This is a genomic window from Gaoshiqia sediminis (assembly GCF_025907915.1).
Classification (GTDB): domain Bacteria; phylum Bacteroidota; class Bacteroidia; order Bacteroidales; family Prolixibacteraceae; genus Gaoshiqia; species Gaoshiqia sediminis.
This window is the reverse complement of sequence record NZ_JAPAAF010000001.1, coordinates 66,366-78,619: the sequence shown is the minus strand read 5'-3', so window position 1 is coordinate 78,619 and position 12,254 is coordinate 66,366. Positions and strand designations below refer to the sequence as shown.

The following is a 12,254-nucleotide window of genomic DNA, read 5'->3' as shown; positions in this document are numbered from 1 at the left end:
GAAAAACCGGATATGAATTACGAAGATATTCTTGCCAACCTGCGAAATAAAATATATCACCCCGTTTATTTTTTGATGGGTGAAGAAAGTTATTTTATCGACCAGATCTCGGAGTACATTGCCCAGCATGTGCTTACCGAAGCCGAGAAGGGTTTCAACCAGCATGTTTTGTATGGCAAAGATACGGACGTGGACACCATCATTACCTACGCGAGGCGCTTCCCGATGATGGCCAACCACCAGGTGGTTATCGTCCGCGAAGCCCAAAACATCAAAAAGATCGAAGATCTGGAGCCGTATGTCAAAAACCCGTTGAAATCGACGATACTGGTTCTCAGCTATAAATACAAAACACTCGACAAACGAAAAACATTCACCAAGCAAGTGGCGAAAACCGGCGTCCTGTTCGAGTCGAAAAAGATTTACGACAACCAGCTGCCGGCCTGGATCAACAGCTATCTGAAAGCCCACCAGTACAGTATCGAGCCGCAAGCCTCGGCCATGCTGGCCGAATACCTGGGCACCGACCTGAGCAAGGTAGCCAACGAACTAAACAAGCTCATTATCAGCCTGCCGGGGCAAACGCGCATCACGCCCGACCACATCGAGAAGAATATCGGGATCAGCAAGGATTACAACATCTTCGAGCTGCAAAACGCGCTGGGGGAAAGGAACATATTGAAGTCAAACCAAATCATCAACTATTTTGCGGCCAATCCCAACTCGAACCCGTTCACGCGCACCGTGGCCAGTTTGTATTTCTTTTTTATGAAGATATTAACCTACCATTTTTTGGAAGACAAATCGCAAAATGCCGTAGCTTCGGCCTTACAGGTGAGTCCGTTTTTTGTCCGCTCGTATGTTTCCGCAGCCAAACAATACCCTATTCGCAAGGTGGTTGAAATTATTTCCATCCTGCGCGAATACGACATGAAATCCAAGGGATGGGGCAATGTTTCCTCCGACAGCGGCGACCTTCAGAAAGAAATGATTTACCGAATTTTACACTAACCGACATGACCATCATCATCATTGCCATAACAAGTATCGTTTCCATCGCTGCCTTTAACCGGACCGACCTGATGGAGAAGCTCCAGTTTAATGCCAGCCAAATTTACCACCGGAAAGAATACCACCGGATGATCACGCATGGCTTTGTTCATGCCAACTGGGAACACCTGATTGTCAACATGATCGTATTACTATCGTTCGGACGGGCCATCGAAATGTATTTTGAATACAGTTTCGGGCGCATGGCCAATGCTTATTTCCTGATCCTGTATTTTGGCGGCATGATCGCATCAAACGGGTATGCCCTTTTCAAACACCGGAACAATTACTATTACAACGCGGTGGGCGCGTCGGGCGCCGTTTCGGCAGTGCTATTCGCCGCCATCTTTTTCGAACCGTGGGACAAAATCTATTTTTTCGGGGTGATTCCCGTTCCCGGAATTGTTTTCGCGGTTTTGTACCTTGTTTATTCCTACTACATGAGCCGCAAACAAAACGACAACATTGCCCACGATGCCCATTTTTTGGGAGCTCTTTTTGGCTTTGTGTTTCCCATTTTGCTCAATTTTCAGTTTCTGGAGCGTTTTCTCGATAAACTGTTCCGTCTGATCTAAAATACGCAGCCAAATCCGTTTTCGATGAGTTCACCGTTTATCCAGCTCGATGGCCGTTTTTTCAGGCAGGAAGAAAAAATCTTCACGGCACATGATTTCGAATACCTGCTTTTTTCGGAAACTCTTCGCGCCATCCGCAGCCAGTTTATGTTTTGGGACGAACACCTGGCATTGATCGACCTGCAATTTCAGCTGCTCAACCAACCGGTGCCTGAGGTTTTGACAAACGGGGCCAGAGAATTGAAACGGCAATTGGAACGCACACTGGTAAAAAACAAGCTTTTTAAAAGTGCCCGTATCGATGTTTGCTTTTTCAAAAAAAACAGCAACACCAGTTTCCTGATTAAAACTGAAGAGATTCCGGAAACTGGCTACGCATGGAACACGGACGGGATTACATTGGGTGTTTTTGGCAAAATCAGCAAAGCCAACTCACCACTCTCAGCTTTGCGCCTTGGCTCAGAAAACTACTGGCAGATACTACGGGCCGCCAGCCTAACTCCTTCTACCGAACTGATTTTACAAAATGCCGAACGCAGCCTGCTGGAAGTGCCCGGCAGCAACCTGTTCCTGATTAACGACAACACGGTCAGCACCCCGGCGCCGGAAACCGGTGTTTTCATCAGCCCCGCCAGGCATGCTGTCCGGCAAATTTGTCAGAAGACGGGACTCAACTTTCAAGAAGAAAGCTCCCTTTCACCGGACGATCTGTTACAGGCCGATGAAGTTTTCCTGGCCGACGATCTGCAAGGCATCCGCTGGGTAAAAGCTTTTGGGATGAAGCGCTACTTCAACAAAACGGTTAAAATAATCAGTGATGCGCTGAACCGTGAGTTAGTTCAGTGACGGGTTTTCGGGGAAGTTTTCCCACATGGAATATTTCCCGCCCAATTCGCGGACAAGTTCAATCCACATGTTATTTTTCGGAGAGCAGTCCATAACATTCCTGGGTTCGATTTCGGACACCAACCAGGTATTTTCACTCAGCTCCTCTTCCAGTTGACCGCTATCCCAGCCGGAATAGCCAAGAAAAAACCGAACCTGATCGGGTTTTACCATACCCAGGTTGATATGGCGCTTCAGTTCATCAAAATCGCCTCCCCAATACAAATCATCTTTAATATGGATACTTCCGGGAATGGTATCGCCCAGTGAATGAATGAAATAAATAGAATCGGTACTGACCGGACCGCCAATATACACTTCGGTATCGAAATCGGGAAAATCGCCGATGATCTCGTTCAGCGGATATTCAACTTTCTTATTTAAAATGAAACCGACTGCCCCTTTATCGCTGTGGGCTACCAACAAGATCACCGAGCGGTTAAAGTAGCTCCCGGGCAAGAAAGGTTCCGCAATCAGGATGCGCCCCTTGCTGGGTGAAACGTGGTTGGTTTCTATTTTAAATATGTTGATATCCAAGTTCATATTCTTTAAATTCAGTTCAATTTAAAAAAAATCAACTACTAATCAAACAATAGAAACAACTAAAATCGGTATCCGGTTTCGTTTATACAGCATCTTTGAATGGCTGACCGGGGAGAAAAGCTGGTTTATCAAACCCGGAAACGGAGCTTTATTCTTCCACGATCACAAAAACATCTTCATTTTCCTTTTTCATCAGGAACTGTTCGCGGGCGAATTTCTCCAGGTTTTTCTGGTTGGTTTGCAGTTCCTGGATCTTGCGTTGGTCGGAATGAATTTTTTCCTGGAGGTATTCTTTTTGGTCCAGCAGCTTTTTCAGCTTGTATTTATCCTGGAAATGCCTCACCAGGTTGTGTTCGGCAAAAAAGCCAATCCACAAGGCAAAGACCAACAGCAAGATGCCGAATTTAGCCTTTGGATGTCTTAAAATGGAAAACAGCGCTGATTTCATTCCGGATCATTTCTTACTGGCAAAAGTAAGCGATCTGACTTCAAAAAAAAAGGAGACGAAACAAATCATCTCCTTTTTTCCTTAATATTTCAGTTTACTGCTGATCGGGTAAAAAGTTCGGGTACATGTAATTGGTGGGCGAAACAAAAGTTTCCTTGACGGTGCGTACAGAAACCCAGCGCAACATATTAAACACAGAGCCTGCTTTATCGTTTGTACCGGAACCGCGTGCGCCGCCAAATGGCTGCTGCCCCACTACAGCGCCGGTTGGCTTGTCGTTGATGTAAAAGTTCCCGGCTGAATTTTCCAGTCGCCTGGTGATCTTCTCGATGTTGTAGCGGTTCTGAGAGAAAACAGCACCCGTAAGCGCATACATGGAGGTATGATCCAGCACTGTCAGTGTTTCATCCATCTTTTCGTCGTCGTACACATACACCGTCAGCACCGGCCCGAACAATTCTTCCGTCATAGTTATATAGTCGGGTGTTTTGGCCTGGATGACGGTTGGCTCGATAAAGTAGCCAATCGTTTTATCGCACTTGCCGCCAAAAATCACTTCGGCATCCGCATCGTTCTTTGCCCGTTCAATATAGCCGGCCAGTTTGTCGAATGAAGGTTCATCAATCACGGCATTCACAAAATTGGTAAAGTCTTCGGGCGGCCCCATTTTCACAGCTGCCAGCTCACGCCCCAACCGCTCGCGAACATCGTCCCAAATGCTTTCGGGAACATACACACGGGAAGCTGCAGAGCATTTTTGTCCCTGGTACTCGAATGCCCCGCGAAGCATGGCGATGGCCAAACTTTGCGGATCGGCAGTAGGATCGGCAAAGATGAAATCCTTCCCCCCGGTTTCGCCCACGATGCGCGGATAGGATTTATATTGGTGAATATTTTCGCCGATTGTTTTCCAGATCCCCTGGAAGACAGCAGTAGAGCCGGTAAAGTGGATTCCGGCAAATTCAGGATGTTGGAATACCACATCGGCGGCCACCGGTCCCGACACATAAACCAGGTTGATGACCCCATCGGGCAGCCCGGCCTCCTGGAAAATTTCCATAATCACGGCAGCTGAATAAATTGCAGTTTTTGACGGTTTCCACACCACCACGTTCCCCATCATGGCTGGCGCGGCGGGCAGGTTACCGGCGATGGAAGTGAAGTTAAACGGAGTGAGTGCAAAGATAAACCCTTCGAGCGGACGGTATTCATTATAATTCCACAAGCCTGGAGCCGATTCGGGCTGCATCCGGTAAATTTCGACCATACATTTCACCCCAAAACGGAAAAAATCGGCGAGTTCACACGCTGCATCAATTTCGGCCTGGAACGCATTTTTGGACTGGCCCAACATGGTGGCCGCATTGATTTTATCGCGATAGGGGCCAGCCAGTAAGTCGGCAGCTTTCAGAAAGATAGCTGCCCGATGTTGCCAGGACATATTGGCCCAGTTGGATTTCGCCTCCAAAGCGGCATCAATGGCAACTTGAACATGAGACGCATCGCCCTGGTAGTAATACCCCAGCGTATGGTTAATTTCGTGCGGAGGCGCTAAGCGCACCCGTCGATCGGTGGTTACTTCCCGGCCTCCAATAATCATGGGCAATTCCACTTCCATTGATCTCAGTTCGGCAAGTTTTGCCTGTAGGCCAATCCGTTCCGGAGTCCCCGGGGCATAGGTTTTTACCGGTTCATTTTTTGCAATTGGCACATTAAAAATTCCTTTGGGCATAATTTTGGATTTATTTAGTTAACAGGACATTACATTCAAGCTTAACCCTTGATCTACAAAACTAAAGAATCCCCAAAACCTAATCCCTGTTAAAAATCAGCTTTCAAAACCTGCGTTTCCAAGCGCTCCAAAAAAAGATTTTTAACAATTAAAAATTACTATATTTAGTCCGATTTTAACTGAGCGGCCATTTCATGCTAAATTCGATATCACAACTCCTGCATAAAACATTTCAGTTGGGCTCCGGAAAGGAAAAGTGGAAATCGTTGGGATTACATTTCATCCTCATCACGGGCTTGATTTTGAGCTTGGTTGACTTCACCTCAGCCATGAGTGGAAATACCAGCTACCCCTGCATCCCGGGCGATGTTACCTTAATGGCAACGTTCATGGTCGCCCTGTATTGCCTGCGCAACGGCCGTCCCGGCTGTGCCATCAACAGCGTTTTTTTGATTCCCTTTCCGGTTTACTTTTTCTTCATAGCCCGCCCTTATGCCATTTTGCCGGTGCATAGCACCCTCCAACACAGCCTTTGGGCTTTGGTGGGCGGATTTGTCTTTTTGTTACTGTTCAATCCTTCCAAACTTAAACTGGCACTTTTCTACAGCATCAGCTTGCTCACCGTAGCCTTTCACTTATCAGAAGCAGGAAGATTGCCGGATGCGCTGAACCTGATCTGGCAAAGAAACGAACTGATATTTAACCCCTTTCTAGTCCTTTCGGCAGTATTTGCGGCCAGTTTTCTGGTGGCCTGGAGTTTTGAGAGCAGCCTGCACGAACTGAGAAACAAGGTGGCAGAAATGGAAATGCAATTTTCCCAAACCTTTCGGAATTTCCACCAAGGAGTTATGCTGATGCAAATTAACCGCGACGAAATGGACAATCCGGTCAGCTTGCAAGTTCTCCGCGTAAACCATGCTTTTGAAACCCTGTTCCGGATCAACTCGCGGGAATTGCGCAACATAGAGGCCGACATTATCTTTCCGAAAGTATTCCGGCAATCATTCGACTGGAACAACTTTTTCCTGCATTCAAAAAAACAAAAGGTTGAATTACATATTGAACACCTGAACAAATGGATGGAAATGTATGTGCTGCACCCGGCCAAAGACCAGCTGGCCTGCCTGTTTTACGACATCAGCCAGAAACAACACAACATTATCAGTTTAAAGGAAAGCCGCAAACGCTACAAAGTGCTGCTTGAAGCCATCCCCGACCTGTTTTTTATTATTGATAAGGATGGGATTTATGTGGATTTTGTCATTAAAGAATCGGACCTGATCCTGATTAAGGCTGACGACATTATCGGCAACTCTATTTTTGAGGTAGGCTTCTCGGAAAAAATGTCGCGCAAAATCTTCCAGTGCATTCAGAATGCGATCCGGTTCGATACGATTGAAACTATTGAATATGCGCTGGAAACGGAAAAAGGCACCGCCATGTTTGAGATGCGGATAGCCAAGCTCGACGACCAGTCGGTCATTTCCATTGCCCGCGACATCACCAAACGCAAAGTGGCCGAAATCAGGCTGGAAGAAGCCAAGCTGAAAGCCGAAGAAGCCGATCAGCTGAAATCGGCCTTCCTGGCCAATATTTCACACGAAATACGCACCCCGATGAATGCCATCATCGGTTTTTCGCGCATGATTGGCTCGCCCGACTTCGACCTGGAAGAGAAAAACCGCTTCATCGATATCATCATCAGCAACGGCAAGCTGTTGATGGAGATGATCAACGACATGATCAGCATTTCGAAAATTGAAAGCAAGCAGGTGATCGCTAAAAAAGGATTTTGCAAGATCAACGACCTGATGGTGGAACTGTACCGCGAGTACAGTTTGGAGGTGAGCAGCAAACCAATCCGCCTGAAACTGAACAACGAAAATGCCAATCCGAAATTCGGGGTGGCCACCGACAAATTCCTGTTAACCGAAGTCCTGAAAAAACTGATCGACAATGCCATCAAATTCACCTCTTTGGGAGAAGTTGAATTTGGCTACCAAATGGAAGGAAAAACCAAGCTCCGCTTTTTCGTGAACGACACGGGCATTGGCATGGAACCCCATCATTTGGACCGCATTTTTGACCGCTTTCACCAAATCGACAACAAAATGAGCCGCAAGTACGAGGGAACCGGCCTGGGGCTGGCCATCGCACAACATTACACCAACTTGTTGGGCGGAAAAATCGTGGTAGAATCAGAAGTGGATAAAGGCTCGAAATTTTATTTCAGCATTCCCTTTGAGGATGGGGAAAGCACCTTGAAAGTGATCCGCTAATTGCGTGAATTCAGGATTTGATGCCCCACGAGCTCATCGTATCTTCCCGACCGGGAGCGGTAATACACCAGGATTTGATATTCGTTTTCCGTTTCCACATGACTCCCTTCCAGCACACTTTCCTCAGCAGCAGTTGCCCTGTCGGGCAAATAGACATACTGATAGTTGTAATAACCCTGCTTGAGCAGCAAGGTCAGCTCGCAGGCAGCACGCTCAAAACTCCAACTCATTTCATTGCCACCATTGGCATTCCAATCGGTTAGCGCGCCAAAAACATGTACCGACCCGCCCACAAGCGGAGCATCCATTGGCAAGGTAAAATGCACAAAAACATAGTCGCATTCCGTATCGGCATCATCGATCCGGTCCTGGCTTTCGACCACATAATTTCCGTTCATTTCGCGGTACTCAGCATACTTTTTATTGGAACGGATTTCGTCCGTATTTAGGGTAAGGTGATAATAGGGGCGATGAAATTCCACGGACAGAATATTTTCACCATTGTGCCGGTAAGTACGTGCATCGAAATAGCGGTATTCGTTGCCTCCCGCAAAAACGTTTTCCTGCTGATAATCATACACCAACTCATTGGGCCTTACAAACAACGGTTTGAGCCCGGTTATGGCATTGTCCCACCGCCGGTTTTTCATCACAACCACTTTTATTTCGTCACGGGGGTTGTCAATTTTCAACCGTTCATGCAAGATGGAAAAATCCACCTCCTGATTATCGCCCTTGAACGGGTCAAAGGTGGCCCGCTTTACCCGTCCGGCGATTTCAACCCGTGGGTCCAGAACCTGAAACCGCCTGGTCAGGACCACTTTTTCCCGGTCATGATCCTCGAAAACCACCAAGGCGTAATTTCCCGAATATTTTATCTGCACACGGTCATTGGGGATCAAAAGCTGGTAGTTGGTATAAGACACGATGGTGTTGAAACTCCGCGCAAAATCATCCAGCGGATTATCCGCGAAACCCTCCAGGTATTCCTGCTGAATGACAAACGACTCGTTCCAGTCGGCATCGCAATGAATCAGCGTGTAGCTGTAATTCCTGAGTTCGCCCGACAAATCGTCAAATTTCAGCACCAGCTGCTCCTCTGTTCCCAACGTGATGATGGGATGGCTCAATACCGCCCCGACGCGGAATAATTGCACCGACTTGATTTCTTCCCGGAAAACGACATTCCCGTAATACTGTTCATTTTCGTATTGGGCGAAAGAATTTAATGAAAAAATAACGAACAGAATGGGCAGAAAAAATCCAGAAAAAAGCAAACATTTCATGCAAAACCGGGTTTAATAACATTACTTTTTACTGATTTTGGACCTCAAAAAAAAGCGGGCCATCAGCGGGTTCGGAATATGTAACGTGTTGATGTATTTAAATATTTCAATCCGTTCGGTTTGTGCAACAAAGATTGTGAAAAGTTTTTAATAATATTTACTTTTGCCTGCCTATATCATAAACACAACAAGGGATTACAATGTCAAAGCATTTCAAATTAAAGCGCGGATTGGATATCCGGTTGAAAGGAGCTGCCGAGGCTGTTCTTGAGAAAGCCGAAGCGCCAAAAACCGTAGCCCTTAAGCCAACCGATTTTCCTGGCTTAACTCCAAAATTAAGTGTGAAGGCTGATGCCCCGGTGAAAGCCGGCGACGCCCTGTTTTTCGACAAATATCATCCTGAAATTTTATTTACCTCACCGGTTAGCGGAACCGTTAAGCTGGTCAACCGTGGTGAGCGCCGTAAAATTTTAGAAGTTGTTGTTGAAGCCGATGGCAAAGCCGAGTTCAAGGCATTTACGAAAGCCGATCCACTGAAGCTCAGCCGTGAAGAAATTTGCGGGCAGTTGTTACAAAGCGGAATCTGGCCTTTCATCAGGCAGCGTCCTTACGGAACGACCGCCAAGCCGGCAGACCAGCCGAAAAATATTTTCGTCTCGGGATTCGACTCAAGTCCGCTTGCCCCGGATTACGATTTTATTTTTCAAAACGACAAATCGGCTTTGCAGACCGGCATCAATGCCTTGAGCAAGCTCACCGAAGGATCGGTCTTTCTGGGTTTGTCGCCCAAACAGACCAACGGCGTTTTTTCGGGCTTGAAAAATGTGACCGTCAATACGTTTGCCGGGCCACACCCTGCCGGTAACGTAGGTGTCCAACTTCACCATGTTTCCCCGATAAACAAAGGCGACCTTGTTTGGACTGTTTCCCCGCAGGCTGTTGTTTACATCGGTCGCTTGTTTGAAACCGGCATGCTCGACTTATCTAAAACCATCGCGCTGACAGGTTCTGAAGTGAAATCCCCAAAATATTATAAGACCATCCATGGCGCCGAAGTTTGCGGACTGCTCAAAGGGAAAACCAAACATGAAACCCACGAGCGTTACATCAGCGGCAACGTGCTCACCGGCACAAAAGTTGACCTGGACGACTTCCTGGGCTTCTTCGACCAGCAAATTACGGTCATCCCCGAAGGTGATGACTATGAATTTATTGGCTGGGCTGACCCCGGTATCAACAAATTTTCGGCCAGCAAAGCATTCTTGTCCAGCTTATTACCCAAAAAAGAATATACACTGAACGCCAACATGAACGGAGGCGAACGGGCCTTTGTACTTTCCGGCCAGTACGAAAAGTACCTGCCCATGGATATTCTTCCCGTGTTCCTGCTGAAGGCTATTTTGGCCAACGATATTGACAAAATGGAACAACTCGGCATTTACGAGTTGGTGGAAGAAGATCTCGCCCTGTGCGAATACGCCTGTACCTCCAAAATCAAAGTGCAGGATATTTTACGCGAGGGGATCAATGTCATGGTAAAAGAATTGGGATAAACGAACAAGTGCTTTAAAAAGATATTCAATGAAAGCGATAAGAAACTTTTTTGAAAAAACGAAACCTCATGTTCAGAAGGGTGGCAAGTATCACTGGCTGCACTCAACACATGATGCTTTTTTTACGTTTGCATTCGTTTCGAAGGAAACGTCAAAATCAGGAACACACATTCACGATTTTATCGATCTGAAACGAACCATGAGTATTGTAGTACTTGCTTTGGTTCCTGCGTTACTGTTTGGCATGTATAACGTGGGCTACCAGCATTTCGGGGCCCTTGGACAGCTTGGCACAGCCGGGTTCTGGGACATGTTCCTGTTTGGCTTGCTGAAAGTGTTGCCCATCGTCATTGTATCGTACGTGGTTGGTTTGGGCATCGAATTTATTTTTGCCCAGTTTCGTGGACACGAAGTGAACGAAGGCTTCCTGGTTTCCGGGATACTGATACCTTTGGTGATGCCGGTAAATACCCCGTTGTGGATGATTGCTATTGCTGTAGCCTTTTCCGTTATTTTCGGGAAAGAAGTTTTCGGTGGTACCGGGATGAACATCTGGAACCCGGCCCTGGTGGCCCGTGCCTTCCTGTTCTTCGCCTACCCCGGACAAATGTCGGGCGATGCGGTGTGGATCTCGGCATCCGGCGTGGAAACGATGGTTGACGGTTTTACCGGGGCTACCCCCATGGCGATGGCTGCTGCCGGGAATACTGACTTCAACGTATGGAATGCCTTCATCGGTTTGATTCCGGGCTCGATTGGAGAAACCTCTACCGTTGCTATTTTAATTGGCGCCGTCATCCTGCTGATTACAGGTATTGGCAGTTGGAAAATCATGCTTTCCACTGTTTTGGGTGGTGCAGCGATGGGCTTGTTACTGAATGCTTTTGCCGGCGACAATGTTTATATGGCGCTTCCTTTCTGGCAACACCTGATTATTGGGGGCTTTGCCTTCGGTGCTATTTTCATGGCCACCGACCCGGTATCAGCTGCTCAAACGGAAAAAGGAAAATGGATTTACGGCTTCCTGATCGGTATTTTTGCCATCCTGATCCGTGTGGTCAACCCGGCTTATCCCGAAGGTATGATGCTCGCCATTCTGCTGATGAACACCTTTGCACCGCTGATTGACCACTATGTGCTGGAAGGAAATATTAAACGCCGCCTGAAACGGGCAAAAGTAAATGCTTAACCAACAAAGACTATAGAAATGGACAGGAACGGTAATGTTTATACCTTTATATATGCTTCGGCAATGGTGATTTTTGTGGCAGCCATTCTTTCAATCGCAGCCATCAACCTAAAACCATTCCAGCAGAAGAATATTGAAATTGAGAAAAAGCAGAATATTCTGGCTTCTGTAAACATAGTTGCCGACGCACAAAGTGCCACGCAGATTTACAGCGAACGGATTGTCAACTCGTATGTTGTGAACGCCTCAGGTGAAAAAATCGACGGAGATGCCTTCTCTGTCGATCTGAAAAAAGAACGCTCCAAACCAGTTGATCAACGCATACTGCCTGTATTTGAGTGCCAAATCGACGGAAGTGTGAAGTACATCCTTCCTCTTTACGGAGCCGGATTGTGGGGCCCCATCTGGGGATATGTATCCCTGGAAAGCGACATGAACACCATTTACGGAGCCACCTTCGACCACCAGGGCGAAACCCCGGGGCTTGGCGCCGAAATATCCACCACGGTATTTCAGGACCAGTTTAAGGGCAAAACCATTTTCGGGAAAGATGGCTCTTTCCAATCGGTGATCGTGGCAAAATCAAATGAGACGGCGCCAGCCGAACACAAGGTGGACGCCATTTCGGGAGGTACCATTACGTCGAAAGGCTTGCAACAGATGATTTTCGACGACCTCACTGCATATAAAGCTTTTTTCAACCAGAAAAAATAG

At 47.1% G+C, this 12,254-nt stretch carries 11 protein-coding genes; 7 read left to right on the top strand and 4 right to left on the bottom strand.

The window, feature by feature from the left end; translation table 11 throughout:
* Positions 1-12 precede the first annotated feature (12 nt).
* From holA to N2K84_RS00305, 3 genes are read left to right on the top strand one after another with little or no spacing between them, the layout of a single operon-like run.
* Positions 13-1,011, top strand: a complete 999-nt coding sequence (gene holA / locus N2K84_RS00315; RefSeq protein WP_282589757.1) for a DNA polymerase III subunit delta — start codon at positions 13-15, stop codon at positions 1,009-1,011.
* A 5-nt stretch (positions 1,012-1,016) separates the two neighbouring features.
* The gene (locus N2K84_RS00310) at positions 1,017-1,625 is read left to right on the top strand and encodes a rhomboid family intramembrane serine protease (RefSeq protein WP_282589756.1); all 609 of its coding nucleotides are present in this window, start codon (positions 1,017-1,019) and stop codon (positions 1,623-1,625) included.
* A gap of 24 nt (positions 1,626-1,649) precedes the next feature.
* Positions 1,650-2,471 (top strand): aminotransferase class IV, encoded by an 822-nt coding sequence (locus N2K84_RS00305; RefSeq protein WP_282589755.1) that lies wholly within the window; start codon positions 1,650-1,652, stop codon positions 2,469-2,471.
* Here the strand turns inward: N2K84_RS00305 and N2K84_RS00300 are convergent.
* The 3 genes from N2K84_RS00300 to pruA all read right to left on the bottom strand — a co-directional run bounded on the left by N2K84_RS00300 (position 2,460) and on the right by pruA (position 5,233).
* Entirely contained in the window at positions 2,460-3,053 is a 594-nt protein-coding gene (locus N2K84_RS00300; RefSeq protein ID WP_282589754.1) for a YqgE/AlgH family protein, read from the bottom strand. The two genes, N2K84_RS00305 and N2K84_RS00300, sit on opposite strands and share 12 nt — an antisense overlap.
* 148 nt (positions 3,054-3,201) lie before the next feature.
* The gene (locus tag N2K84_RS00295; protein WP_282589753.1) at positions 3,202-3,501 is read right to left on the bottom strand and encodes an FtsB family cell division protein; all 300 of its coding nucleotides are present in this window, start codon (positions 3,499-3,501) and stop codon (positions 3,202-3,204) included.
* A gap of 94 nt (positions 3,502-3,595) precedes the next feature.
* Positions 3,596-5,233: an L-glutamate gamma-semialdehyde dehydrogenase gene (gene pruA / locus N2K84_RS00290; protein WP_282589752.1), complete on the bottom strand. Its 1,638-nt coding sequence runs from the start codon at positions 5,231-5,233 to the stop codon at positions 3,596-3,598.
* Between the two features lie 194 nt (positions 5,234-5,427).
* On the opposite strand from pruA, the gene N2K84_RS00285 reads away from it, so the two are divergent.
* Complete coding sequence (locus N2K84_RS00285) at positions 5,428-7,512, top strand: PAS domain-containing sensor histidine kinase (protein WP_282589751.1); 2,085 nt, start codon at positions 5,428-5,430, stop codon at positions 7,510-7,512.
* On the opposite strand, the gene N2K84_RS00280 is transcribed toward N2K84_RS00285, so the two are convergent.
* Entirely contained in the window at positions 7,509-8,798 is a 1,290-nt protein-coding gene (locus N2K84_RS00280) for a type IX secretion system plug protein (protein WP_282589750.1), read from the bottom strand. The genes N2K84_RS00285 and N2K84_RS00280 overlap by 4 nt on opposite strands.
* A 200-nt stretch (positions 8,799-8,998) precedes the next feature.
* Between N2K84_RS00280 and N2K84_RS00275 the strand changes: the two genes are divergently transcribed.
* Genes N2K84_RS00275 through nqrC form a run of 3 tightly spaced genes read left to right on the top strand, consistent with a single transcriptional unit; the run spans position 8,999 to position 12,254 of the window.
* On the top strand, positions 8,999-10,351 hold the full coding sequence (locus tag N2K84_RS00275) for a Na(+)-translocating NADH-quinone reductase subunit A (RefSeq protein ID WP_282589749.1): 1,353 nt from the start codon (positions 8,999-9,001) through the stop codon (positions 10,349-10,351).
* 28 nt (positions 10,352-10,379) lie between these two features.
* A complete protein-coding gene (locus N2K84_RS00270; RefSeq protein ID WP_282589748.1) occupies positions 10,380-11,540 on the top strand; it encodes an NADH:ubiquinone reductase (Na(+)-transporting) subunit B in 1,161 nt (386 codons plus the stop codon).
* Positions 11,541-11,558: 18 nt separating this feature from the next.
* A complete protein-coding gene (gene nqrC / locus N2K84_RS00265; RefSeq protein WP_282589747.1) occupies positions 11,559-12,254 on the top strand; it encodes an NADH:ubiquinone reductase (Na(+)-transporting) subunit C in 696 nt (231 codons plus the stop codon).